General features: G+C 50.7%; 22 protein-coding genes. 18 read left to right on the top strand and 4 right to left on the bottom strand.

Annotated elements, in window-relative coordinates; translation table 11 throughout:
• Positions 1–101: 101 nt before the first annotated feature.
• From LCH85_23275 to LCH85_23255, 5 genes are all read left to right on the top strand, one after another.
• A complete protein-coding gene (locus tag LCH85_23275; GenBank protein MCA0354928.1) occupies positions 102–1,886 on the top strand; it encodes a long-chain fatty acid--CoA ligase in 1,785 nt (594 codons plus the stop codon).
• 8 nt (positions 1,887–1,894) lie between these two features.
• Positions 1,895–2,554 (top strand): MOSC domain-containing protein, encoded by a 660-nt coding sequence (locus tag LCH85_23270; protein MCA0354927.1) that lies wholly within the window; start codon positions 1,895–1,897, stop codon positions 2,552–2,554.
• A gap of 272 nt (positions 2,555–2,826) precedes the next feature.
• On the top strand, positions 2,827–3,948 hold the full coding sequence (locus LCH85_23265; GenBank protein MCA0354926.1) for a hypothetical protein: 1,122 nt from the start codon (positions 2,827–2,829) through the stop codon (positions 3,946–3,948).
• Between the two features lie 61 nt (positions 3,949–4,009).
• Positions 4,010–5,152: a cytochrome P450 gene (locus LCH85_23260; GenBank protein ID MCA0354925.1), complete on the top strand. Its 1,143-nt coding sequence runs from the start codon at positions 4,010–4,012 to the stop codon at positions 5,150–5,152.
• Positions 5,153–5,450: 298 nt separating this feature from the next.
• Positions 5,451–6,062 carry a hypothetical protein gene (locus LCH85_23255; protein ID MCA0354924.1) on the top strand — a complete coding sequence of 204 codons (612 nt, stop codon included), beginning with the start codon at positions 5,451–5,453 and terminating at the stop codon, positions 6,060–6,062.
• Positions 6,063–6,098: 36 nt separating this feature from the next.
• Here the strand turns inward: LCH85_23255 and LCH85_23250 are convergent, their stop codons facing one another.
• Both LCH85_23250 and LCH85_23245 read right to left on the bottom strand, forming a co-directional pair.
• Complete coding sequence (locus LCH85_23250) at positions 6,099–6,662, bottom strand: cob(I)yrinic acid a,c-diamide adenosyltransferase (protein ID MCA0354923.1); 564 nt, start codon at positions 6,660–6,662, stop codon at positions 6,099–6,101.
• A 9-nt stretch (positions 6,663–6,671) separates the two neighbouring features.
• A complete protein-coding gene (locus LCH85_23245; protein ID MCA0354922.1) occupies positions 6,672–7,673 on the bottom strand; it encodes a hypothetical protein in 1,002 nt (333 codons plus the stop codon).
• Positions 7,674–8,059: 386 nt separating this feature from the next.
• Between LCH85_23245 and LCH85_23240 the strand changes: the two genes are divergently transcribed.
• Entirely contained in the window at positions 8,060–9,187 is a 1,128-nt protein-coding gene (locus tag LCH85_23240; GenBank protein ID MCA0354921.1) for a hypothetical protein, read from the top strand.
• A 46-nt stretch (positions 9,188–9,233) separates the two neighbouring features.
• On the opposite strand, the gene LCH85_23235 is transcribed toward LCH85_23240, so the two are convergent.
• Entirely contained in the window at positions 9,234–10,778 is a 1,545-nt protein-coding gene (locus LCH85_23235) for an FG-GAP-like repeat-containing protein (GenBank protein MCA0354920.1), read from the bottom strand.
• A gap of 215 nt (positions 10,779–10,993) precedes the next feature.
• Between LCH85_23235 and LCH85_23230 the strand changes: the two genes are divergently transcribed.
• The 12 genes from LCH85_23230 (at position 10,994) to LCH85_23175 (ending at position 23,381) form a co-directional block, all read left to right on the top strand.
• A complete protein-coding gene (locus LCH85_23230; protein ID MCA0354919.1) occupies positions 10,994–11,239 on the top strand; it encodes a hypothetical protein in 246 nt (81 codons plus the stop codon).
• Between the two features lie 487 nt (positions 11,240–11,726).
• Positions 11,727–12,908 (top strand): S1 RNA-binding domain-containing protein, encoded by a 1,182-nt coding sequence (locus LCH85_23225; protein MCA0354918.1) that lies wholly within the window; start codon positions 11,727–11,729, stop codon positions 12,906–12,908.
• Positions 12,909–13,185: 277 nt separating this feature from the next.
• Positions 13,186–14,400: a glycosyltransferase gene (locus tag LCH85_23220; protein ID MCA0354917.1), complete on the top strand. Its 1,215-nt coding sequence runs from the start codon at positions 13,186–13,188 to the stop codon at positions 14,398–14,400.
• Positions 14,397–15,512, top strand: a complete 1,116-nt coding sequence (locus LCH85_23215; protein MCA0354916.1) for a glycosyltransferase family 4 protein — start codon at positions 14,397–14,399, stop codon at positions 15,510–15,512. Before LCH85_23220 ends, LCH85_23215 begins: the two co-directional genes overlap by 4 nt.
• Positions 15,476–17,365, top strand: a complete 1,890-nt coding sequence (asnB, locus tag LCH85_23210; protein MCA0354915.1) for an asparagine synthase (glutamine-hydrolyzing) — start codon at positions 15,476–15,478, stop codon at positions 17,363–17,365. The genes LCH85_23215 and asnB overlap by 37 nt, the downstream gene beginning before the upstream one ends.
• Positions 17,343–18,728, top strand: a complete 1,386-nt coding sequence (locus LCH85_23205) for a glycosyltransferase family 39 protein (protein ID MCA0354914.1) — start codon at positions 17,343–17,345, stop codon at positions 18,726–18,728. The genes asnB and LCH85_23205 overlap by 23 nt, the downstream gene beginning before the upstream one ends.
• 154 nt (positions 18,729–18,882) lie before the next feature.
• The gene (gene ftsY / locus LCH85_23200) at positions 18,883–19,848 is read left to right on the top strand and encodes a signal recognition particle-docking protein FtsY (protein ID MCA0354913.1); all 966 of its coding nucleotides are present in this window, start codon (positions 18,883–18,885) and stop codon (positions 19,846–19,848) included.
• Between the two features lies 1 nt (position 19,849).
• The gene (locus LCH85_23195) at positions 19,850–20,041 is read left to right on the top strand and encodes a hypothetical protein (GenBank protein MCA0354912.1); all 192 of its coding nucleotides are present in this window, start codon (positions 19,850–19,852) and stop codon (positions 20,039–20,041) included.
• Positions 20,034–20,561 carry a hypothetical protein gene (locus LCH85_23190; GenBank protein ID MCA0354911.1) on the top strand — a complete coding sequence of 176 codons (528 nt, stop codon included), beginning with the start codon at positions 20,034–20,036 and terminating at the stop codon, positions 20,559–20,561. Before LCH85_23195 ends, LCH85_23190 begins: the two co-directional genes overlap by 8 nt.
• Positions 20,558–20,962 (top strand): hypothetical protein, encoded by a 405-nt coding sequence (locus LCH85_23185; GenBank protein MCA0354910.1) that lies wholly within the window; start codon positions 20,558–20,560, stop codon positions 20,960–20,962. The genes LCH85_23190 and LCH85_23185 overlap by 4 nt, the downstream gene beginning before the upstream one ends.
• Positions 20,963–20,985: 23 nt before the next feature.
• A complete protein-coding gene (locus LCH85_23180) occupies positions 20,986–22,053 on the top strand; it encodes a glucose-1-phosphate thymidylyltransferase (protein ID MCA0354909.1) in 1,068 nt (355 codons plus the stop codon).
• Positions 22,054–22,208: 155 nt separating this feature from the next.
• A complete protein-coding gene (locus LCH85_23175) occupies positions 22,209–23,381 on the top strand; it encodes a tetratricopeptide repeat protein (protein MCA0354908.1) in 1,173 nt (390 codons plus the stop codon).
• Here LCH85_23175 and LCH85_23170 read toward each other — a convergent pair.
• Entirely contained in the window at positions 23,365–25,074 is a 1,710-nt protein-coding gene (locus LCH85_23170; GenBank protein MCA0354907.1) for a SpoIIE family protein phosphatase, read from the bottom strand. The two genes, LCH85_23175 and LCH85_23170, sit on opposite strands and share 17 nt — an antisense overlap.
• Positions 25,075–25,089 lie beyond the last annotated feature (15 nt).

Below are 25,089 nucleotides of genomic sequence, written 5' to 3'. Positions count from 1 at the left end.
GCGCTTGTTTAACCCGCACTTCACTCTCTAACTAGCTAGCTTGCTAACCACAGCCGTTGTCGTTCGCCGTTGAATTGTTGCAAAGGTCTTGGAGGTAGCCAATGTCATTTCGTAATCTGGGTGAGTTGTTTCGCGAGCGTTCACAAGCCTTTGCCCATCTCAATCGCTGGCGAACTCGCCGCAATGGCGAATGGATTACCTGCACCAACGCCGAACATCAACGCCATGTCTATCAGTTGATGGCTGGTTTTCAACAGTTGGGGTTGCAAAAAGGTGATCGCGTGGGCATTATGTCCAATACCAGTGCCGATTGGGTCGAATCGGATTGGGCTTTGGTTTGTTCAGGGGCTGTGCCTGTTTCAATTTACCCCTCGTTGATGGCCGATACTGTGGCCTTTATCGCCCAAGATGCTGACCTCAAATTCTTGTTGATCGAAAATCGCGAGCAGTACGATAAATTGCAAAAGGTTCGCTCGCAGCTTGAACATATCGAACGGGTAATTATTTTTGATGGCCGCGATTTGCCCAATGATGACCCATGGATTTTATCGCTGACCAGTTTGCGGCGCATGGCCACCAGCGATGCAACGGCCCAAGAGGTTTTTGCCACCAACTGCGCCCAACAGATCGAGCCAGAAGATTTGGCGACGATTGTCTATACATCGGGCACAACTGGCAATCCCAAAGGCGCAATGTTGGCGCATCGGGCCTTGCTCGGCGAATTAACCGCGATTCGCACGACCATGGCCATGCAAGCTGGCGATGATGATGTGCTGTTTTTGCCAGCCGCTCATATTTTTGGCCGCTTGCAGCATATGTGTGGAGTCGATAACGGTCTCAACACTGCAATTATCGAATCGATCAAACAAGTGCTGGAAGATGTGCAAGCGATCAAACCAACCTTCTTCTTCAGCGTCCCGCGCATGTACGAAAAGATTTTCAGCACCGCTCAGGCACGCGCCGAAGCTAGCCCAATTCGCAAACGGATTTTTGCCTGGGCGCTGGCGATCGCCCGTCAAATGAGCCGCTACAAAGGCCAAAAAGCAGCGGTTCCGGCAGCATTCAAGTTGAAATATGCCTTGGCTGATCGCTTAGTGTTTAAGAAGGTTCGCGCCTTACTTGGCGGCAATATTCGCTATGCAATTACGGGCGGCGCTCCGCTCGACATCGAGATTTTGGAATTTTTCAATGGTGCGGGTGTATTGTTGCTCGAAGGTTGGGGCTTGACCGAAACGTCTGCTGCGGTAACTGCCAATCGCCCCGATGATTATCGGCTAGGCACGGTTGGCAAGGTGTTTCCTGGCAACGAAATCAAAATTGCTGATGATGGCGAAGTGCTGGTGCGCGGCAATTTGATTCTGAGTGGCTACTACAACAACCCTGAAAAAACCAACGAAGCCTTGATCGATGGCTGGTTTCACACTGGCGACATCGGCAAAATCGATGCTGATGGCTTTTTGAGCATCGTTGATCGCAAAAAAGATTTGCTAATTACCGCATCGGGCAAAAATATTGCGCCGCAAGCCGTCGAAGCTGCCTTCAAAAATAGCCCGTACATTTCGCAATGTGCCGTTTTCGGCGATCGCCGACCCTATTTGGTGGCGTTGTTCACGCTCGATATGGAAGCCGTCACCGCTTGGGCCAATCGTGAGCATGTGCCAGTTGATGCTAATTTACATAAACATCCTAAATTAGTTGCTGCGATTGAACACGAAGTGCAAACGATCAACCCAACCTTGCCTTCATTCGAGCAAATTAAGGCCTATGAAATTTTGCCCGAAGATTTTACAATTGAAAATGATTTGCTCACGCCAACGCTCAAAATTCGTCGCCGCCAAATCTACGAGCGCTTCGCCAAGAGTTTTGAGCAATTGTACAAACGTTAGAGGATTTTGTGATTACGATTGAAACTTTAGCGATCGGCCAGCCCCAAACCTACCACGATGCCAAAGGCGCTTGGTCGTCGGCGATTGGCCGCCAAGCGATCACGACACCTGTGCGCTTGGAGCAATTGGGCCATGTTGGTGATGCGGTGGCCGACACCAAAAACCATGGTGGCCCTGATAAAGCGGTGTGTTGCCAGCCTGCCAGCCATTACCCACTGTGGCAAGCAGAATATGGCTTAGCCGATGATCACCCGATGTTACAAGCCAGCGGCATCGGCGAAAATTGGACGCTTAGCAACGTAACTGAAAAAGATGTGTGTATTGGCGATGTGTTTAAGGTTGGGAGCGCGATTGTGCAAATTTGTGCGCCACGCTACCCCTGCACCAAACAAGATCGCAAGCTTGGTCTCGACGGTTTGCAACAACGCACAATTGCTACCTTGCGCAGTGGCTTTTATCTGCGGGTTTTGCAAGCAGGCGAGGTGCAAGTTGGCGCTGCATTGGAGTTGATCGAGCGTCCGCATCCCGCGATTACGGTGCATAAAGTCAATCAACATCTGCACCACGAGCGCGATGAAGCGTTTGGCCGCGAACTTTTGGCCGTAGACGAACTTGCTGCTAGTTGGAAGCGGATTATTCAAATGATCATTCCAAGTTTGGCGCAGTAAGCATGCCCAGCTGCCAATCCCTCTTCCACTGCGGCGTTTAATGGCGAAAACTGCGGTGGTTGATGGCTGATATCCTCGGCATCCGACCTCGGTTGGGAGATGGATTAGCTCCATCCAACATCTCAACCGAGGCCATTGGGTGAACCCTGTTGATGTACACCGCCATTAAACCTTGAAAAAGCCAAAATAATAAAACTATTAAAATTCATAGGCAAAGTGGGCTTGCTCGTGATAGCATATAGCCAAGTGGTTTTGTTGCTACGAGTAACCCTATGTTGCAATCGCAAGCCCAACGATGGTCTGAACGCAAAGTTAGCCTCGTGCAAACCTATCTCCCGCTGATCACGCCAAGCCTCTCGCCCCACCAACACTTGGTGATTTTCGATGGCGAGGCTGGGGCCGTGCGTTATGGTACTGGGCGTTGGGCTACTGCTGGCGCAGCTATCCACTATCAACAGCTTGCCAACCAAACCAAAGCCTCAGTTCAACTCATTCTACGTACCACCAGCCCCGAACAACAGGCGGTATGGCAACAATCCATCGAGCAACAGTTCAAATTTTGGCCTCATGATCAGCTTAATCTGACCCAATTAACCAGTCAATTAGCCGCCAACCCAGCCTTGCTGCTCTTGGATGGCGAATTTGGTTTGCTGCCAATTAGTAATGGCTTGGATCAATTGGCCCGCCGTTTAGCCCGCACTGATCTGATCTTACGCTTTGATCACGTGGGCTTGGTTAATTTGCTAGCGCAGCGTGAACAGCAACCGACCCAAACCGAGCGTCAGCTTGATCAGCTGTTTGCTAGCCGCAATTGGCGAACAATTGTGAACGAATCACCGAGCGAAACCCTACTCTCAGCCCTGCAAAATTTCTATCTTCAGCAGTTAACGGAGCTTGGCGGCTCGCGTTGGCGCTGGGCGGCGGCTTGTTCAATCCATACCACATGGGGCCAAAAAGTTTACGATTTGATCATCGCGACCAGCGATCGCTCGTTGATTTTGCCCTTCAATCAGTGTTTGTATCAATTTGAAGGGGCATTGTTGCAAGACCCCGAAGCCCAAGCCATGTTGCAGAATGCGGGCAATCCCCAGCAAATTGGCTTATTCGACCCCGCCTTGCCGAGCAAAAACCAACTGCGTCGCCAACAGCATGCCCAAATTGTAGCCGCAATAACCACCATTGCCACGCAGCAACCACGCTTGTGGAGCTATGGCGATTTACTCGATACGCTGTTGCGTCAAGGTTGGTTGGGCCAACTCACCGAGGCCCAATTTCAGAAAGCTTGCAACGAATTGCTGGGCAAGAAGTTGATGACTCGCTTGGGCACGAGCAATACTTGGCAAGCGACCACGTTGTTGCGGCTTGGCTCAACCTCAGCCGAGCCAGCTTCATAATCTAGCAGTAGAATAATGTGGATTGTGTTTTTCAGTCGGAAGGAGAACCAGCGTGAGTTTTATGCAATCCCTGTTGAACCCTTACCCGTGGTTTAAAACCATGCGTGAGCAAAATCCGGTCTATTTTGATCAAACGATTGGCTCGTGGGTGGTCTTTCGCTATGCCGATGTCAAGCAGGTTATGACCGATTACGAACACTTCTCCTCGGCTCCGCCCGACCGTGGCGATGGCATGAATATGTTTGCCAATAGCATGTTAATGACCGATCCGCCGCGCCATCGCCAGTTGCGTTCGTTGGTCAATTTGGCTTTTACTCCCCGTATGATCGAGCAATTGCACGAGCGGATCGATGGCTTGGTCAATCGTTTACTCGATGATATGTTGGCCCAACCAGAGCCAGATTTTATTCGCGATTTTGCTACGCCTCTGCCCATGACCGTGATCGCCGAAATGTTGGGCGTGCCCACCGCAGATCAAGATAAATTCAAATATTGGACTGAACAAATCATCACTTCGTCAAATAATCCTGATATGAGCAAAATCGTGCCAATTTACCAAGAATTTGGAGCCTACCTATTTGGCATGATCGAGCAACGCCGCAACGCGCCGCAAGCCGATTTGATTAGCGATTTACTCAAAGCCCAAATCGATGGTGAATCGCTTACCGATATGGATTTGATTGGCTTTTGTGCCTTGTTGTTGGTTGCCGGTAACGAAACCACCACCAATTTGTTGGGTAATGCGGTGCGGGTATTTAGCGAGCAACCAGCCATTTATGCAGAATTACGCGCCAACCCTAGCCTAATTCCGAATGTGTTGGATGAAACCTTGCGCTACTATTCGCCAGTTAAAGCCATGCCCCGCCACACCCATGCTGAGCAACAAATCGGCGATGTGACGATTCCAGCGGGTCAGCGCGTGATGGCGGTGATTGGCTCGGCCAACCGCGATGAAAGCCAATTCCCCAATGCTGATACGTTTGATATTCAGCGCAAAGGCAACCAACATATTGCTTTTGGTCATGGCATTCACTACTGTTTGGGAGCGCCATTGGCTCGGCTCGAAGGCAAATTAGCCTTAGAAGCCATGCTCAAACGCATCGAAACAATCACGATCAAACCTGACGCACAACTTGAGCCAATTCCCACCCCAATTACCTTTGGCGTGAAAAATCTACCAGTGCTGATCACCACCAGCGAATAAAGGCCAAATGTTCGGATAATTGCTCAATAAATTAAAAATATTAAGCAACAAGTTTAAATCATAACCCAAATGATTTAAACTTGTTGAGATCAATACCAAAATCCTGCTATTTTTTTTGGCGTGCTCATCCTATAATTAGCTATATCCTAAAGCTCTAGATCATTTGATAACCGATTTGGGGTTCGTTCTTTTGCAAGGATGAGGCTATGGCTGTGTGTAGTCGAAACATTCTCGTTTTGCGTGCTCAGTTAACGGACTACTGGTGGCTCGCTGACCTGCAAATGATCGCAGGTGACCTATGATTATCAACTTAGAATTAGCCTTGTTGGTCAGTGGCGGTATTGTGCTCGAAGTTCCGCTGCCGCCGCCACAGGCTGCTTGGAATTTCGATGCCTTGCTGGATTATCATGGGGATGGTCGTTTTTTATGTTGGTGGTGGCATACGCAATACAATCATCTGATTGCGCTAGCCAACGATGGTTGGCTGCGGGCAGAGGCTGGTTTGTGGCACATGAATTTTGTGCAAGATTTACGTGATGCCTGTTTGTTGAACCCTCAATTGGCGTTTGGCAATGTGTTTGGCGAGCAACCAACCCATGCCTTATTGTATGATCGTGAGCAACATTGTTTGTTGGCGGTAGCTCTAAGCGCTGTTTTAGAGCTGTTAGATCATTCAATTCATGAACTAGAACCACAACTGATTAAACAAACTGATCTCAAACGAATCTTGCTGGCACTAACAGCCACGCCGGATCTGCTTAGCTATGCGGTGAACCAGCTCCACATTTATGAGGCAAAAACTGGTGCTGGGGCGTTTAATCTCTTGTGTGAGCCTTGTAACGATTGGCGCATGTGTCAATTTAGTGCTTGGCTCAATGCTGCGATTCGCAACCAGATTGGCTCTAACTAAGCCGATCATGATTTTTGCCATGATCGGCTAGCACATTTAGGCGCGGCTATCCCAAATAACATCGGGCACGTTGCGTACAAAATTCTCATAGCGGGCCATCACAAATAATGCATCGGAAAGCCGATTGAGATATTTGATCACAAAGCTGCCGATGGTTTCTTCGCGGCTAAGCGCTACGACATCGCGCTCAGCGCGGCGGCAAACTGTGCGGGCAACGTGCAAATGAGCTGAGGTTTGCGAGCCACCAGGCAGAATAAAATTCTCCAGTGGACCAACCGCATCCATCAATTCGTCCATGAGCTGCTCAAGCGCCTCGATATGCCGCGCCTCAATTTGGGGAATCGGCCATTTTTGTTTATCTTCTTCGAGCATACAGAGGTCGGAGCCAAGGTGAAATAGCTCGTTTTGGATGGCTTGTAGTGGGGCTTGGAGCCGTTCGCTCACGCCAACCGCCAAGGCTACGCCCAAATTGGAGTTAAGCTCATCGACTGTGCCAAATGCCGTAACCCGCAACGATTCCTTGGGTACTCGTTGGCCACCACCAAGCGCGGTTGTGCCATTATCGCCAGTTCGCGTATAGACTTTGGTTATTCGGGGCATGCTAGTTCCTCACCACGTTTCAGGATTCAACATTGAAATATGCAATTCGTGCTGGCCAAGAATTGGCTGGCTGACCAACGGGCTACTGGCCCGTGGATTATGAAAGATTGTAAGCGCGGGCTGACCTGTGCGCAAACTAGCGAGTTCGATTCGAATCACGGCGCTCAAGCGATGATGCGCACCCATACGCAGCATATCACCCAAGGGCGCAAGCCACGCCTCAAGCGGCGGCGCTGGCTGAGCATGATCAACCACGATGATCACTGCTGGCTCACCTGCTGGCAGTTGGGTATAGCCACCGCGAATTGCCCGCCATAAACGGTCGCACCACGCTCGATGTGCTCGCCGCGCTAACCCGGGATATTCCTCTTGATAGAGGTCAATTTGTAAATGTTCGGCTTCGGGCAAGGGTTGGCATTCAACAGGTCGCAGATAAATGCCTGAGCTATGGGTATAGGCGGCGGGGTGAGTCCAGCCGCTGAGCATTTGCTCGGCAGCAACATGCAAATAGCGCCGTACCTCGCGATGGCTAATCCCGCTATTGGGATGATGGGTAATTTCCAGCGTCAAACGAGCTGCCAAAGGAATGGTGCTGGCCAAATCGCGCAAACGAGCCAAGGTTGTTTGGGCTAAAACCACTGCCTCAGCCGGCAGCAATGACTTGACTTCGATGAACGAGCGCAGATCGCCACGTTCGATCAACAACTCGCCAACGTGGCGACCTTCGCCAGGTGGATTGAACTGCAAACTATAATTGGCACGATCCAAGGCTTGGGCAATCAGCAATTCATCGAGAATCGAAAGCACCACCGCATCGTCGCCAGCGCGTAAGCGGCCAAAAACTTCAGGCGTGAGCCAACCACGGCTACCTGCTTCACGCAGCGCCGCATCGAGAATTATTCGATGTTGCTGATTTTCGGGAGTGGTGTCGGTTAGCAAGGCATAGACGATGCTACCAAACCGCAAGCGCCGCAAATCAGGATAAAGCTCACTCAACGTCTGAATCATCATAGCTGCCATCATATCATGGCCTAACAATTCGCAAGTTTAGCTTTGGTTAAGGACGAGGATCAGAAGTATTTGATCCACGAAGAACACAAAGAGCACGAAATAAGGCTATAGGCTATGGGCTTTTGGCTATTCTATTGTTTGAAACTCCACAAAACCTTCCGATAGCCTTCAGCCAATAGCCTTAACTGCAAAATTTGTTGTTTAGCCACAGATGAACACAGATTTGCTTGATTAGCTTCTACTGCCAATTGCCTGATCCCTAGCCCCTGACTGCTGACTCCTACTCCCGATCCCCAACCGCCAACAACCGATCCCCAGTTGCTCCATGTTCTATGTTCTTTCCAGGTATACAATATCCCAAGGCGCTTGCAAGCATCGAGGATACTATGACAATTGTTGAGGGATTAATCAATCTTGGGGTGTTTTTGATTGGGCTGGTGATTGTGGCATTCACGCTGTTTAGTGCGATTCGCATGGTCGTGTTGCCACGCGGCGATAATGTTTGGCTGACACGCACCACCTTTCGGCTGGTTTATGGCTGTTTTTTGGTGCGTTTGCGTCGCATCAACAACTACGAACAAGCTGATCGGGTGCTGGCATTTTATGCGCCAGTGGCCTTGCTGATTATTCCAGTGGTTTGGATGGTGTTGGCAATTGCCGGTTTTACTTGTATGTTTTGGGCAGTTGGCGAGCATCCTTGGAGCAAAGCATTTTTGCTGAGTGGCTCGTCGATGTTGACGTTGGGGTTTGCAGCGGTTGATTCAACGGTTGAAACAATTTTGGCCTTTTTGGCGGCAACAGTTGGCTTAGGCATTGTAGCTCTGTTAATTGCCTATCTGCCAACGATGTACGGCGCGTTTTCCAAGCGCGAAGAAGCCGTGACCTTGCTGGAAGTGCGGGCGGGCACGCCGCCATCGGCCATTACCATGATTCAGCGTTATCAGCGGATTCATAATTTGGAGCGTATGCCTGAGCAATGGGCAATTTGGGAGCAATGGTTTGCTGAATTAGAGGAGAGCCATACCACCTTTGCGGCCCTAGCATTTTTTCGTTCGCCCCAGCCGTATCGCTCGTGGATCACCGCTTCGGCGGCGGTGTTGGATGCCGCCGCGTTGGCAGTTTCGACTCTTGATATCCCGCGCCAACCAGATGCCGATTTGTGCATTCGAGCGGGTTATTTGGCGCTGCGCCGCATCGCCGATTTGTATATGATTCCCTATAATGCCACGCCGCATGCCGATGATCCAATTAGCATCACGCGGGCTGATTTTGATCAGGCTTGTGCTGAATTGATTGATAGTGGCGTGTCGCTCAAAGCTGATCGCGACCAAGCTTGGCGCGATTTTGCTGGCTGGCGGGTCAATTACGATCAAGTGTTGATCGAATTAGCCAAATTAGTAACCGCCCCGCCAGCCCCGTGGACTGGCGAACGTCCGTTGCCGTTGTGTTTCAGCATGCCGCGTTTTGGTAACAAACGTCGCCAACTGGCCAAAGAACCAACTGGCTCGATTTAGCGATTTGCCGCGCATCTGAATTATTAAGGATGCGCGGCAATTTTGATTAACGCGTATATTTACCATTACGATAATTATTTTGCCGTGCTGTTGGCCATGGCATTCGATCCAAGCGATAGCGGGCTGGCGTATCCCAAACATATAAAACGCCGCCCTTGCTATGAGCCAAAATCTCAGTATCGCCATCACGATCAAGATCGGCTAGGGTTGGGCCTGCCGAAATACCTTTAAAATTGGTGCTATTCGGTTCGTAGGTGAATTTTAGAGGATACGGTGCTTGGTTTACGCCGCTAGTGTTGAGCGCATACAAGCGCACATAGGTATTGGCGGTCGTATCGAAACTATAGGTTCCAAACACAATGTCAACTTTGCCATCGCCCGTTACGTCGCCAATTGCCACCTCGCTGGCATACAATTTTTTGCCGCTGGTGTAATTATACGACCATAACTGTGTGCCATCGTGTTTGTAGGCGCGAATAGTGCCATCGTCATAGGTCACAACAATTTCCAATTTGCCATCGTTTTCGAAATCGGCCAAAGCCACAGGATTGTTGGGTGTGAAATAATTGGCTTTGAGTGGTCTGCCAACCGTTTTGCCAACCGACCAGCCAGCTTTGCGCTTGCCATCGGCTCCGACAACCAACAAGGCACTGGTGGTTTGTTCGTGGTTACTGAGCGGATCGCGCACTTTGCCCGCAAACACAATTTCTTGCTTACCATCATTATCTAAATCGCCGATCGCTGGTGCAACCCGCGTATATTCAATATATTTATCTTTGCCCCAGGTGCGTTTGCTTTCATCGAGATAGGTTTGCAATGGCCAGCCGCTCAGCAATTGGCCTTTGCCATTGTAGGCATAAAAATACAGCTCATCGCGACCCATCAAAATTTCGGCATAGCCATCGTTATCAATATCGGCGGCGCTGACCTGACCAAATGCCCCCGAGCCTTTGTGCGATGACGTTGGAAAACCTGAGACCGTTGCGCCATTGTATGACCAGGCATACACATTTGGCGCATAATTGGTATCGCTGCCTGCCTCGTTGGTGGTAATGCCAATCACTTCCATGCGCGAATCGCCAACGATATTGGCAATTGTTACACTCATAAATTCTGGCTCGTTGCCGTTGGTGATATTGGCCCATGCCATTTCACGCGGCCAACCGCCACGCACTCGACCCTGATTATCAAATACAAAGACCTTGCCACGTTTGCCAGAAGTTGCGGCGCTGCCACGGGTTCCGGCCACAACTTCAAGTTTGCCATCATTATCAATATCGCCAATCGCTAATGAGCTATTGATGCGCGGATCATCATCACAGACTGTGCCTGTTTTCCAAGGAAAGCCTGCCAATTCCTTGCCATCCTGATCCCAGCCCCAAATACAGCCAGTGCTATCGGCGGTTAATACTTCTAATTTGCCATCGTTATTAAGATCAACCACGCTGGGCGAGGCAAAAAAACTGCCATATGGCTCAGAATCGGGAAAACCTGTTTGGTAGGGCACTGTGGATTGGGCCTGTACGGGCTGAATCAATACACCAATTAACAACACACAAAACAACATCCCTAATCGTCGATACAACAACACTCCTTACCTCCTAATGCTGAGATGATGCAGGAACAATGGGAAACAACACTGTCTCTTCTAAATTGAGTTGCTGGATGTACTATGGAGTGTAGCATAAAACAGCATCAAACTTATGAATTTTGATTAACATAAGATTGGAATTTTTAATAATTAATCGCCAAAATCGCGGCATTGCTTCTGCTATAACCAGGATTGAGCACAACCAAGGAGGCTTTATGCACTGCCCAAAATGCACCAACGATATGACGACCTCGGCCTTAGTTACGCCTGATGGAGTGGAAATTATGGTGATGGGAACGTTGGCGACCGGCCATCGACCGCTTTCTGCTCAAGTTTGTAGCGCTTGTGGCTTTACCGAACTGTACGCCGCCCAGTGGACGGAAGAAATTCAACAGGCGCGTGAAATCGCAGTCTTGGAAACCGAGCCAATTGCGATTGCCAGCGCCGAACCAGCCCTTTAGATCGTTAGCGCCTGCTTAGGTTTGCCCAAACATTAAGCACTAGCCTGTTTTAGGAATAAATGGCTAGCCCGAAAGATTAATTGAGATTTGACATTCGCTGCTAACCTACGTATAATTGCAGGCGCGTAAAAACCATTAAATTTCGTTGATCGTAGCCTTACGTCTCTGTGAGTCGTGGTTGTGCTGATAGCCAGCGAAGGAGAACACAGCGTTTCGTGTTTCCCCAAAATCACCGTCAAACAAAGATGCATTTCGCGCAAAGCACGATCACGTGATGCGCTTTTTTAACGCCATTTTTTTAGCTGAACAGTCAGCGGGCGACCTCGCTGTTTGGCGTTGACTATAGATGCAACTTTGGAGCGGTAGCACGTAAATCCCCATTTCTACGCAGCGCCTCCCGAATGAAGCTCTCCGAATATTTAAATTGGTCGCATTGGCCTAACCCTGCGGGCTTGCTCGCAGACCCATCAACACTATTGGAGACCCGATGACAGTGGACACCGAAAGCATGGATGCCGTTCAAGATTGGACGACACTGCTTGCTGAGTACGATTATCAACGCCCAGAACGCGGTCAATTGCGTGAAGGTATCGTCATGCGCGTCGAAGACAGCCAAATCTTGGTTGACATTGGCGCAAAACACGAGGGCGTTATCCCTAACCAAGATCTGCGCCGTTTGCCGCCAGAATTGGTCAGTGGGATCAAAAACGGTGACACACTGCAAGTGTACGTGATGGAGCCAGAATCAAAAGAAGGCGAACTGGTTCTTTCATTGAACATGGTGCAGGTTGAGCGCGATTGGCAAGAAGCCCAAACGATGCTCGAAAATGGTCAAATCATCGAAGCTGGCGTGGTCGGCTACAACAAGGGCGGTTTGTTGGTTCAAGTTGGGCGTGTGCGCGGTTTCGTACCAGCCTCACAAGTGGTCAACTTGCACAGCCGCACCGGCACTGAAGGCCAACAAAGCGCCATGACCAAGATGGTCGGCCAAAATATTCCTTTGAAAGTTATCGAAGTCGATCGCGATCGCAATCGTTTGGTGCTTTCAGAGCGTGCCGCTATGCAACGCTGGCGACAATCGCAAAAGGAACGCTTGCTCGAAACCCTCGAACCAGGCGCAGTCGTCACTGGTCGGGTCAACCAACTCACCCCATTCGGTGCTTTCATCGATTTGGGCGGTGCTGATGGTTTGGCTCACATCTCAGAGCTTTCATGGCAGCGCGTCAACCACCCACGCGAAGTCTTGCAACCAGGCCAAGAAGTCCAAGTATATGTCTTGGAAGTCGATCGCGATCGCGAACGGATTGGCTTGAGCTTGCGCCGTTTGCAGCCAGATCCATGGGCAACCATCGATCAACGCTACGACCTCGGCCAATTGATCGTTGGTGAAGTAACCAACATCGCTCCTTTCGGCGTGTTTGTACGCGTTGAAGAAGGCGTTGAAGGTTTGATCCACGCTTCAGAATTGACCGAAAACGGTCAATCGCCCGACTCGTTGCAACAAGGCCAACAAGTGCAAGTGAAGGTGATCAGCCTTGATCGCCAACGCCAACGCCTTGGCTTGAGCTTGCGTCGCGTTGATGGCGAAGGCGAAGCCGCCGAAGCACCAGCAGCTCCTGTAGCTGAAGTGGTCGCTGAAGCTACCACCGAAGAAGAAGTTGGCGCATAAGATCGTTTGACGATTTTGGGCAACGGGCTGTGTCGTTTCGGCACGGCTCGTTGTTTTTTAGTGGGGATCGGGGGTTGGGGATCGGGGAACAGGCTTTTAACCACGAAGAACACGAAGCGCACGACGATAAGGCTATAGGCTTTTGGCTATAGAGATCTAGGTTTCTAATCGATCCTCGATAGCCCATAGCCAATTTCCCTATGTTCTATGCTCTATGTTCTATGCTCTCATAATTTCTGACCCCAACAACCAACCCCCGATCCTCAACAAGAAACCTATGCTAAAAACACTTTACATTACCTATGATGGCTTGCTTGATCCACTTGGTCAAACCCAAATCTTGCCCTATTTAGAGGGCTTGGCTGCTCAGCATGGCCATCAATTTGTGATTCTTTCGTTTGAAAAGGCGGCGCGTTGGGCCGATTTGGTGCGGCGGCGAGCTTTGATTGAGCGTTTGCAAAGTCACGGCTTGGTTTGGCTACCGTTGCGCTATCATCAACGCCCAACCCTACCAGCAACCTTGTATGATCTGGCGTTGGGCTTGTGGACGGCCAGCGTGGCAGTGCGGCGCTATCGAATTCAAGCCTTGCACATTCGCTCGACCGTGCCGATGACGATTGCGCTCTTACTCAAACGCTGGTTCAAACTGCCCTTGCTGTTCGATATGCGCGGGTTTTGGGCCGATGAACGCGCCGATTTGGGCATGCCGCGTACAGGCTTGGTCTATCGTTTGCTCAAAACACTTGAGCGGGCTAGCCTGCAACAGGCCGAGCAGATCGTGACCCTAACCCAGCAGAGTTTGCCCTATTTGGCCGAACATAGCCAAATGCCGAGCATCGCCGAGAAAACCATGGTTATTCCATGCTCGGCCAATCTGCAAAGCTGGCAGCGTGATCAAACCGCTCGAACCCAAATTCGCCAAGCACTGGGTTGGCAAACCAAGCCAATTTTAGTCTATAGTGGTTCGCTTGGTGGCGGTTATCGTAGTCGCGATATGGCCGAATGTTTTGCCACTTGGCGGCAAGCTGAGCCAGATTTGCGCTGGTTGGTGCTCTCTAACCAAGATCCCCTGCCGCTGATCACGGCCTTGCAGGATTTGAATGTCCCCGCAGAATCTTATACAATCCGTGGTGTGGCTAGCAATGAGGTGGCTCAATGGCTCAGCGTGGCCGATGCAGCACTTTCCTTAATCACGCCCAGTTATGCCAAAATTGCCTCGTCGCCAACCAAATTTGGCGAATATTTGGCCTGTGGTCTGCCAATTTTTAGTAACACAGGCATCGGCGATAGCGATCAATTATTCGCTCAAGGCGTGGCAATCAAGCTTGATGATTTTAATCTGGTAGCCTATCAAGTAGCGTGGCAAGCCTACCAAGCCTTGCGCGAACAGCCCGATTTGGCTCAACGCTGTCGGGCTTTGGCCGAACGTGAGTTTGATTTGCAGCTGGCGATTGAACGCTACGCCGCCTGTTATCGAGAGTTGGAAGCATGAACCAACCGCGCACTGTGCTATGTTTGACAGCCTATCAACCAATGCTAACAGCCAGTGTGCGCTATCGAATGATGCCCTATGCTCCGGCTTTGGCAGCAGCCGGAATTCAACTGCGTTATCTGCCCTTTGCCACGCCGCAACTTCAGCGTTTGCTCTACCAACCCAAACACTACCCGCAAAAAATCGTGGCGATGCTGAGCGCTTTGACCCAATGGTTGGTTAAATTGCCGCGCCAGCCAGCCGCCGTAATTGTGCAACGCGAGGCGGCATTAATTGGCGCACCAATGATCGAGCGTTGGTTTAGTCGGCGTGTACCAGTGATTTTTGATTTTGATGATGCGATTTTTCTGCCGACCGATCCCAAGCGTAGTATCAATGGTTGGCTGAGCCGTTTGGCCCGACCAGCCAATAAAACCAATCAACTACTGAGTTTGAGTAGCATGGTTTGGGCGGGCAATGGCTATTTGGCTGATTATGCGCGGCGTTTTAATCCCAATGTGCAAATTATTCCGACCGTGGTTGATTGTGAACAGTGCCAGCCGCGATCCGTGCCAAGCACCCACATTTGCACGCTTGGCTGGATTGGCAGCCATTCGACCGCCCGTTATTTGGAGCAAATTGTGCCGATGTTGCGCCAATTGGCGCAACGCTATCGCTTTCGCTTGTTGGTGGTTGGTGCAGCCAAGCCGATTGAAATTGAGGGCATTGAATGTATCAATCACGATTGGCAGCAAGCCCGCGAATGGCATGATTTTCAGCAGATCGACATTGGATTATACCCAATTGAAGCCGATTTATGGGCCGAGGGCAAATGTGGCCTCAAGGCAATTCAATATGGCGCGGCGGCAATTCCTAGCGTGTGTAGTGCCGTCGGAGTCAATCAACACATCGTCGAGCATGGCCAAACTGGATTTTTGGCGCATAATCAAGCTGAATGGCTTGATTATTTGGCCCGTTTGTTCGAAGATGAGCAGTTGCGTCAAACGCTCGGCCAAGCCGCCCGCCAAAAAATCGAGGCCGAATACAGCGTGCAGCGCTATCAAACCACGATTGTGACAGCACTCAAGGATTATGTATGTGTGGAATCTGCGGAATCGTCAGTACAAGCTTAATCGAGCCAAACACTGTTCAGGCTATGAACCAACAATTGATTCATCGTGGGCCAGATGGTGATGGCACATGGCAAACTGCCCATGCCCAATTAGGTCATCGGCGTTTGGCCATTATCGATTTAGTCACTGGCGATCAGCCATTCAGCAGTCCCGATGGTGCATGGCAATTAGTCTTTAATGGTGAGATCTACAATTTTCAGGCCTTGCGTCAACAATTGCATGGGCTTGGGCATCAATTTCGCACCAACAGCGATACTGAAGTGCTGATGGCCGCCTTGATTGAATGGGGCGAGCAGGCTTTTTCACGTTTAGAAGGCATGTTTGCCTTTGCAGCCTGGCATCAACCAAGCCAAAGTTTATGGCTGGGGCGTGATCGTTTGGGCAAAAAGCCGCTTTACTATAGCCAAACCAAGCATGGATTAATCTTTGGCTCGGAAATCAAGGCCTTGCTGCATTATCCTGAGCTTGATCGCAGCCTCAATCCACAAGCGTTGACGGCCTATTTGACCTATGGCTATGTGCCCAATCCGGCCACCTGGTATGCTAACATTCAGCAACTTGCCCCAGGCCATGCCTTGGTTTGGCAAGCAGGCAGCATTCGTGCATGGCAATGGTGGCAAGCACGCCAGATCGCCCAACAACCACGGCTTAACATCTCAGAAACCGCCGCAATTGAACAAACGCGCCAGTTGGTGCGAGCCGCAGTTGAGCGACGCTTGATCAGCGATGTGCCGTTAGGGGCGTTTTTGAGCGGCGGTTTAGATTCGAGCATTGTGGTGGCCGAGGCTCAAGCCTTGTTGGGCCAGCAACTGCACACCTTTAGCATTGGCTTTGCTGGCGGTGGCTGGTACGATGAAAGTTCCTACGCCGAATTGGGTGCCAAAAAGCTTGGCACCAAACATCAGTGTTTTATGGTTGAGCCTGATGCCATCGCCAAGTTGCCCCAGTTGCTGGCCCACTACGATGAGCCATTTCTCGATTCGTCGGCCTTGCCCATGGCCTTGCTCAGCCAAATGACCCGTGAACATTGTACGGTGGCTTTATCGGGCGATGGCGGCGACGAGGTGTTTGCTGGCTACGAACGCTTTGGCGCAGGCCTATGGACGCAGCGTTATCAACAATTGCCGCGCCCGCTACGTCAAATGCTTGAGCAAACCATTGCTGTGCTGCCGCAAACCAAAGCCAGCAGTCGCTTGGCGCGGCTTAAACGGGTGCTAGCAAAAATTCAATTGCCGCTTGCTCAGGGCTTTCCGCGCTGGCTGATGGCCTTTACACCCGAAGAATTAGCCGCTTGGGGCTTGCCTGCACTGCAACCAAGCGCCGCCGAACGCTTTCGCCAATTAACTCAAGGCATTACTGATCCGCTGGCTCAATTAATCTGTTATAACCTTGGGAGTTATTTGCCCGATGATCTGTTGGTCAAGGCCGATCGTATGAGCATGGCCTATGGTTTAGAAGTTCGCTCGCCATTTTTGGATCAGCAATTGGTTGAGTGGGCTTTGCAATTGCCAGCCAATTTGCATTGGCGCGGTGGGCGTGGCAAATGGCTTTTACGCCAAGCCTATGCCGAACGCTTACCCAAAATCATCATCGAACGCCCTAAACATGGCTTTGGTGTGCCGCTTGATCAATGGTTTCGCCAACAACTCAAGCCGCTGCTGCACGATTATTTGCTATCAACGACCAGCCACGTTCAGCAATGGCTTGCCAAACCAAAACTTGAGCAGCTTTGCCAAGCGCATTGGGCTGGTACAATTAACGCTGGACATCAACTTTGGACATTGCTCACCTTAGAATTATGGCTACAAACTCATCACCAAATGAGGCCATATGCGTACAATTATGTGGATTAAGAATCATCGTTGGCTCAGTTCACTGTTGGTAGGCTTGGTTTGCCTTGGTTTAGGCGGGCTGGCGGGCTTGATGCCGCTGCGCTATTTAGCAGGCGTGGCATTTTGCCTTGGTCTAACCACAATTGGCTATGCTTGGGTTTGGCTGATTAGCAAGCCCGATGAGTTACGGGGGATGTTGCTGCTCTGTTTTGCCGCCATGGGCCTGCGTTGGGGGGCCAGCTTTGCCCTCGAATTTCTCTGGCCAACCTTCGAAAACCTCAGTGATGGTGCAGCCTATGGCCCACATGCCATGACGATTGCCCAAGCATGGAACTCCAATTATTTTGCTAGTTACGAGGCGGTGGTCTCAACTCCGGTTGGTGCGCCGGGCTATGTTTATTTTTCGGCAGTGATTTTCTGGTTGTTTGGGCCGAATACCTTGCTTGTGAAATTGGCCAATGGTTTGTTTGCTGGCATGGCGGCGGTGTACACAGCCAAATTAGGCAATCATTTTTTCGATCAACGGGTTGGGCGGTTTGCTGCGCTGTGGATGTTAATTATGCCATCGCTGATTTTGTGGACTTCGCAAAATCTCAAAGATAGCGCGGTGGTGCTGCTCTCAGTCTGGATTTTGTATGTAGCCAGTCAAGGTTTACGCTCGTCGTTATGGCAAATTCCATTGTTGGTGCTGCTGATTGGGGCGTTGATGAGCGTGCGACGCGAAACCTCAATTGGCATTGCCTTGATGATTGCCCTGACAATTGGCTTTCAGCAAACCCGCCATTGGCTAACCCGCTTGAGCTTGAGTGCGATCACGATTGTGGCTTTAGGTTTGGTGCTTTCGAGCAGCGGTTATGGCTTTTTGGGCAGCGATTATCTGCAAGAGCGGCTTTCGCTCAGCGCAATTAGCGAAAAACGCGAAGCCAACTCAACGGGTACCGGCACAATTGAAAATACGATTGATACGACCACACCGCTGGGTTTTGCCCGCTATTTGCCGATTGCCTTGATTAATTTCTGGTTGCGACCATGGCCATGGGAAGCCACCAAAAGCACCGCCCAATTGCTGACAATTCCTGAAGCGGCGCTGTTGTGGTATCCGTTGTGGGTTTTGGCGATGCTGGGCATGCTGTTGGCGTGGCGCAGCCGTTGGCGTGAAACCATGTTGCTCTGGCTCTATTTGCTGGCTGGTAGCGCGGCGGCAGCTCCACAATATGGCAATTTTGGTACGGCCTATCGCCATCGAGTGCAACTCTGGCCAATTTTCTTTTTGTTTGCAGGCTATTGTTGGTATCGTTGGCGTGATATGCGTGCTCAGCAGCGCCAAGCCCTACTAACCCGCTATGTCCAGAGCATCGAGCAGCAAGCTGCCTCGTTACAATAGAACGGGTCGTCATCGATCAAAACTGTTGATTTTAATCAGTGCTAGGGCTGGGGTTAGCCCTAGTATCATTTAAATGGTATTATTGCCAGAGGATTGGCGGCAGTGCATTGGGCATTGTGCAGCCTCGAATTCATGACAAGTTAGGGTGCTTTATATGTTTCGACGACTCTTCGGTGGTGAAGAACGCTCCGAACAAGAAATTAAACAAGAAGAAAAAAAGATTGAACAAAGTGTTCAAAAAACCCGTAGTGGCTTTTTTGGCCGAATTACGGCCATTTTTCGTAGCGAAGATCCGATCACCAATGAGCTTTGGGATGAGCTAGAGGAATTGTTGATCGCTGGCGATGTTGGGGCCGAAAATGCCCTAAAAATTGTCGAGCGCGTGCGCGAAAAGTGCGAGAAGAAGGGCTTTAAGTTTGCCAGTGAAGCCCGTTCGTTGCTCAAAAGCGAGCTAGTCAACCGCCTCGACGTGGATACGCCGCAATACTCTGAACGCTCAACCAAGCCGTATGTGATTTTGGTGGTAGGGGTCAACGGGGTTGGCAAAACCACGTTGATTGCCAAATTGGCCAATCGCTACAAAGCCATGGGCAAAAATGTGATCCTTGCTGCCGCCGATACCTTTCGGGCTGCGGCGATCGATCAATTACAACACTGGGCTGATCGGGTTGGCGTGCCGATGATTAGCCAACAACCAGGCTCCGATCCTGGCGCGGTGGCCTACGACGCAACCCAGGCAACCTACAATCAACAAGCCGATGTGCTGATTATCGACACGGCTGGGCGCTTGCAAAGCAAGCACAACTTGATGAAGGAGCTTGAAAAAATCTCCAATGTGGTCAAGAAGCGCTGGCAATATGCGCCGCATGAGGTGTTGTTGGTGCTCGATGCAACAACTGGCCAAAATGGCTTGATTCAAGCACGAGCCTTTACCCAAGCCGCCCAAGTGACCCACTTGGCCTTGACCAAACTTGATGGCACAGCCAAAGGTGGCATTGCCTTCGCGATTGTCCAAGAAATCGAGCGCCCGATTAAGTATATCGGCACTGGCGAAACGATCAACGATTTAGCCTTGTTCGATGGTGAATCCTTCGTTAATGCGCTCTTCGAGGAGGAATAACATGGCAAAATTGCTTTGCCCAGCATGTAAAAAAGCCCTCAAGCTCAGCCCAGTGATGCGGGTTGGGGCGCAAGTTGGCTGCGTCAACTGCGATAATGTACTCAAGATCGTCAGCCGTGATCCCGATAAGGTTGTGGTGGTTTCCGAAGCCGAAACCCTCAATCCTGATAGCAAACCAGAATCATATGCCTAATTGGTCGTTGACACAATTACGTCAATTGTTGCTGATCGGCCTGTTAGCGCCATTGCTAACAGGCTGTTTGCTGATGGCTGGGCGCAACGAGCAAGCCACCATTACTGCCGAACTTGGTTCGCAGAATGTTGAGTTTGTCAGCAGCGATACCAACGGCGAGGCCGTGTTGCAAGCGCTGGATATTGGCACGTTGCCGATGGTGCTCGATGTTACCTTTAATGCCCAAGTTGCCAGCGGCGAGTTGGTGATCGAGGTGTTGAGCGGCGAACAAGCCACCGTGGCGTTTACGCTGGTGGCTTCAGCCGAGGGTAGCAGTCAACGCGGCATCGTGATGAGCAATGATGTTGGCGATTTACAATACCGCGTGCGTTCAACCAACGCTCGCAATGGAATTTATCGCATCAGCTATCAGCCGCCGCCTACCCCAACCCCTACACCATCGCCATCGCCAACTTGGACGCTCACGCCGAGCACTACCCCAACCGTTGAGCCAACAGCGGAGGTTACCGCCACACCATGATTGCAAACTCGCGGATTCGATTGATTGGGTTGGTTGGTTTGGGTGCATTGATCGGGGCGATTGGGGCGTTTATGGCCTACCAATCACGGGCAATTGCACCGAGCCCTGAGCAACTCAAGCCCTATGTTTGGGCGGTTGTTGCCGTCCCATTGGGCAGCTTCATTGGCAGCTTGCTGGGCCAATGGCGCTTGTATCGGCCATTTGCTGGTTGGCTGGGCTTGACCTACGTGCTCAGTTTGTTTGCAGCGGCCCGTTTAGAGCGGGTTTTTGTTGGCCAAGAGGCTGCTGTGGCCAATGGTCATGCCAGTTATTTAATTTTAGCGATTATCTTGCAAAGTATTGGCGCATTGCTGGTAGCATGGCGATTAAGCGCAACTGCCATGCCAACGCCAACTGCCTAGCGCCCAAGGAGACGACACAGCTCATGAAAGGTTTAGTTCTGAGTGGTGGTAAAGGCACCCGCCTGCGCCCAATCACCTATACCAGCGCCAAGCAATTAGTGCCTGTCGCCAACAAGCCAGTGCTTTTTCGGGTAATCGAAGCCCTGCGCGATGCCAATATTGATGAAATTGGGATTGTGATCGGCGATACTGGGGCCGAAGTGCGCAACGCCGTGGGCAATGGCTCACGCTGGGGCGTAAAAATCGAATATATTCCCCAAGAAGCGCCGCTCGGCTTGGCTCACGCGGTCAAAATTAGTCGTCCGTTTATTGGCGACGATAAATTTGCGCTCTTTTTGGGTGATAACTGCATCGAGGGCGGAGTTAGTTCGTTGGTGTCGGGCTTTGCCACATCCGATTACAACGCCCAAATTGTGCTCAAGCAAGTTGCCAACCCACAGCAATATGGTGTCGCTGAGTTGCGTCACGATGGCTCGATCGAACGTCTGACTGAAAAACCGCGCCAACCGCGCTCAGATTTGGCCTTGGTCGGCATTTATATGTTCGATCAGCATATTTGGGAAGCAGTTGAGGCGATCAAGCCTTCTTGGCGGGGCGAGTTGGAAATTACCGATGCCATCCAATGGCTGATCGAGCACGATTACCATGTTCATGCCCATATTCACCAAGGCTGGTGGATCGATACCGGCAAACGCGCCGATATGCTCGATGCCAATCGTTTGGTGCTCGAAGAAATCACGCCCCATGTCTCAGGTTTCGTTGATCGCGATTCGCAATTGGTTGGCAAAGTAACGATCGAAAAAGGCGCTCAAGTGATCAACAGCGTGATTCGCGGGCCAGCGATCATCGGCGAAGATACGCGGATCGTTAACTCATACGTTGGACCGTTTACCTCGATCTATCATCATTGTACGATTGAGGAAAGCGAAATTGAGCACTCGATTGTCTTGGAAAATAGCGAAATTATTCGCCTGCCCAATCGGATCGAAGATAGCTTGATTGGCCGCAATGTCAAATTGCATACCTCGCCGATGAAACCCAAAGCCTACCGCTTGATGCTCGGCGATAACTCTGACGTGGGGCTGTTGTAAAGGGATGAGGGATGAGGGATGAAGGATGAAGAGTTGATTGAGTTTAACATCGAGTGAAATGACTTTAATAAAGGATGAGGAACGAAGGATGAGGGTGTATGCTATTGATTAAGGAATTTCATCCTTCATCCCTCATCCTTCATAATTAAAAAATTATGGCTGATAAATTCCGACAAGCAGAATTACATTATCGACGTGGATTATCACTTGAACATGCTGGGCGAATTGCTGAGGCTGTAGAAGAGTATCGGCAGGCATTACAAGAAAATCCGCAGCTTCGGGCTGCTCATGTGGCCTTGGCTAAATATTATTTGCGCAACGGGCTATTGGCCAAAGCGGCTGATGCTTGGCATGCGGTCGTGGCAATCGAGCCAGATTACGAGGCATTAACCAATTATGCCACCGTTTTAATCGAGTTAAAGCATTATCACGAGGCTCGCCAGATTTTGCGTTTATGTGTCGAGCTTTTTCCTTTAGATACCTTTGTAACCTATGAACTGGCCTATATCGATTTTGCTGAGGGCTTATATCAACAAGCGCTCGATCAATTGCTCGATGTGCGGCCAATTTATAACGATGAATGGGAATTTCACGAATTAATCGGGCGTTGCCAAATTAAATTGCAATTGTATGATGCTGCTTTAGCGAGTTTTGGTCGCGCCATTCTGTTGGTCGATGATGATGAGCAAATTGAGCAATTGCAAGATTTGGGCAGTATCGCCCGCCGCTACCAAGAATTTAGCCTCGTTAGCAACGAAAAAGATGCGTGGTATGCGACCCATGGCCTGATTTGCCTTGGCAGCAACCTTGACGATGGCCTAAATCTCAAGCCTCACGCTGAGTTTGCTTGGTCGTTTGAGGCAATTGCCACAACCTTGCAACGGGCCGCCGCCTTGGCCGAAGCCCATGTTTGGCGCTGCGACCAAGTTTTAGCCTTCGATAGCCAGAGCAAGCCCCTAGCCCAAGCGATTGCCCAGCTATTACAACGCCCTTACATCCAAAAAATTGGCGACCCCGAAAAAATAACCTTGGTGGTGATGGCTGAGTTTGAGCAAAGCGCGATGCTCGAAGCCATCGCCGAACAGTTGGATGGGCTGCATTGTATTTTTGCCCTGAGCATGCGCACCAGCCCCGATTTGCTCGATGATATTCCCGATCTGATTGGCCTGCCAATTCAAAAACCCAGTTTGCCTTGGACAAGCCAATCGATCGTGTCTGCCACTAAGACGTTGCTGGCAACGCTGGCGCAACTCACGCCAGAGCCAAATCGTGAGCAACAGCTTGATTATTACCGCGAACAGCACCGTTTAATTAGACTAAACGACTAACTGTTAGCAACGTAATATCATCGGCTTGTTCAGCTTCGCCAACAAAGCTCTCGATTGCCCGCCACACGCTGTCGAGCAATGATTGGGCATCGTGGAAATCGCCATTTTTGAGCACATTGGTCAAGGCTGCATCATCAAACACCTCGCCTGCCAGATTAAAGGCCTCGGTTGCGCCATCGGTAAAGCCCAAAAAGTATTCATCGGCGGCGAGGATGGTGCTCTTGGCCTTGTATGGCAGATCTTCCATAATCCCCAAGGGCAAGCCTGTGCCTTCTAAATAGCGTAAAGTACGGTTGGTACGATTGATGATAATCGGTGGGTTATGGCCAGCATTAACATAAGCCAACTCGCCAGTTTGCGGCTCAAACGCGGCAAAAAACAGGGTCGTGAACATATTGCTTGCACCATGTTCACGCGAAATATAGTTATTGGTCATGGTGATTGCCGCTGTTAGCAAGGCCAATGGATCGGTCGCAATTTCAGGCCGCGCTGCCAACGATTGAGCATTAGAATGCAGCAACGAGCGCGTCAGCGCCACAAACAGGGCAGCTGGCACGCCTTTACCACAGGCATCGGCCACCACCAAGCCAATTTTATTGCCGCCAAGCTTGATCACATCGTAAAAATCGCCACCAACCTCTAACGCGCCTTGGTTGAAGGCCACAATTTGCCACCCCTCAGGTTGAGGAATGTTGGGCGGCAAAAAGAAGCGCTGAATATCGCGGGCAATCGCCAATTCGCGCTCAATCCGTTCAAGGCGCAACAGTTCTTGCTGTGCCGATTTGAGTTCCTCGTAGGCGCTCGCTAGCTCAAGATTTTTCTTTTCGAGACCACCCAACATCTGCGCATTCGATTGGCGCAGGCGAGTTGTGCCGCCCCGCAACAACGCCATAGCCGTGGTTGGGTTGGCATGCATCAAGGTTACAAATTCGGCCTCGGTGATGCGTAACAGGGTTGCGGCGGTTCGCGCCCGCACGCTAGCTGCGCGAGGGCTATTATCGATCAAGGCCATTTCGCCCAAAATTGCCCCAGGCCGACAGCGCTCCAGCAAAATTGTTTCGGTCGCCAGCGCTTTGATCACATCAACATCGCCAGCCATCACAATATAGCAATCGTCGCCGCTATCGCCTTCACTGAATAATGTTTCGCCTGGAGCAAGCCGCACATGCTCAGCACTTTGCACCAAATTTTGAATCGTTGTCGGAGCAACTTCGTGGAACAATGGCAATTGCTCTAAAAACTCGACCAAGGGAGCAATGCTGGCTTCAGTTGAAGCCTTTTTGGTGACGATCAAGGTATTCCAGCCACTGGCATCATCATGCTGGTAGGTGATCGAATCGGCCATTTCGCGCACCAAAAACACTCCCAAACCGCCAACTTGACGATCGTGGATGCTGGCGAAGAGATCGGGCGGATCCGCATCATCGGGGTTGAATGGCTGGCCGCGATCAAGAATCCGAATCGCTAGCTCGCCATTTTCGAGCGTGCTGTGCAATTGTAGCGGGCCACCTTGCTCAGCATAGCTATATTTAATGATATTGGTGACAATTTCTTCGATCACTAAACCCAGCACAAAAGCTTGTTCGCTGGTTAGGGCAAATTCAGTTTCGATCTCGGTGGTGTAATCGGTGAGGGCGGCGAGGTTTTCCCAACGGGCATCAATCTCAATGCTGCGACCTTCAGATATAGCCATAGACGCACCTTGGAT

Source organism: Chloroflexota bacterium (assembly GCA_020161265.1).
GTDB lineage: Bacteria > Chloroflexota > Chloroflexia > Chloroflexales > Herpetosiphonaceae > Herpetosiphon.
This window is presented reverse-complemented; position numbering and strand designations above follow the sequence as displayed.

What these genes read in the sequence shown, in the direction of transcription:
- LCH85_23265 (MCA0354926.1), top strand. Translation starts at nt 2,827, where the DNA reads ATGTTGCAATCGCAAGCCCAACGATGGTCTGAACGCAAAGTTAGCCTC.
- LCH85_23275 (MCA0354928.1), top strand. Translation starts at nt 102, where the DNA reads ATGTCATTTCGTAATCTGGGTGAGTTGTTTCGCGAGCGTTCACAAGCC.
- ftsY (MCA0354913.1), top strand. Translation starts at nt 18,883, where the DNA reads ATGTTTCGACGACTCTTCGGTGGTGAAGAACGCTCCGAACAAGAAATT.
- LCH85_23260 (MCA0354925.1), top strand. Translation starts at nt 4,010, where the DNA reads ATGCAATCCCTGTTGAACCCTTACCCGTGGTTTAAAACCATGCGTGAG.
- LCH85_23180 (MCA0354909.1), top strand. Translation starts at nt 20,986, where the DNA reads ATGAAAGGTTTAGTTCTGAGTGGTGGTAAAGGCACCCGCCTGCGCCCA.
- LCH85_23190 (MCA0354911.1), top strand. Translation starts at nt 20,034, where the DNA reads ATGCCTAATTGGTCGTTGACACAATTACGTCAATTGTTGCTGATCGGC.
- LCH85_23195 (MCA0354912.1), top strand. Translation starts at nt 19,850, where the DNA reads ATGGCAAAATTGCTTTGCCCAGCATGTAAAAAAGCCCTCAAGCTCAGC.
- LCH85_23215 (MCA0354916.1), top strand. Translation starts at nt 14,397, where the DNA reads ATGAACCAACCGCGCACTGTGCTATGTTTGACAGCCTATCAACCAATG.
- asnB (MCA0354915.1), top strand. Translation starts at nt 15,476, where the DNA reads ATGTGTGGAATCTGCGGAATCGTCAGTACAAGCTTAATCGAGCCAAAC.
- LCH85_23230 (MCA0354919.1), top strand. Translation starts at nt 10,994, where the DNA reads ATGCACTGCCCAAAATGCACCAACGATATGACGACCTCGGCCTTAGTT.
- LCH85_23175 (MCA0354908.1), top strand. Translation starts at nt 22,209, where the DNA reads ATGGCTGATAAATTCCGACAAGCAGAATTACATTATCGACGTGGATTA.
- LCH85_23205 (MCA0354914.1), top strand. Translation starts at nt 17,343, where the DNA reads ATGCGTACAATTATGTGGATTAAGAATCATCGTTGGCTCAGTTCACTG.
- LCH85_23240 (MCA0354921.1), top strand. Translation starts at nt 8,060, where the DNA reads ATGACAATTGTTGAGGGATTAATCAATCTTGGGGTGTTTTTGATTGGG.
- LCH85_23185 (MCA0354910.1), top strand. Translation starts at nt 20,558, where the DNA reads ATGATTGCAAACTCGCGGATTCGATTGATTGGGTTGGTTGGTTTGGGT.
- LCH85_23250 (MCA0354923.1), bottom strand. Translation starts at nt 6,662, where the DNA reads ATGCCCCGAATAACCAAAGTCTATACGCGAACTGGCGATAATGGCACA.
- LCH85_23255 (MCA0354924.1), top strand. Translation starts at nt 5,451, where the DNA reads ATGATTATCAACTTAGAATTAGCCTTGTTGGTCAGTGGCGGTATTGTG.
- LCH85_23220 (MCA0354917.1), top strand. Translation starts at nt 13,186, where the DNA reads ATGCTAAAAACACTTTACATTACCTATGATGGCTTGCTTGATCCACTT.
- LCH85_23170 (MCA0354907.1), bottom strand. Translation starts at nt 25,074, where the DNA reads ATGGCTATATCTGAAGGTCGCAGCATTGAGATTGATGCCCGTTGGGAA.
- LCH85_23225 (MCA0354918.1), top strand. Translation starts at nt 11,727, where the DNA reads ATGACAGTGGACACCGAAAGCATGGATGCCGTTCAAGATTGGACGACA.
- LCH85_23245 (MCA0354922.1), bottom strand. Translation starts at nt 7,673, where the DNA reads ATGATGATTCAGACGTTGAGTGAGCTTTATCCTGATTTGCGGCGCTTG.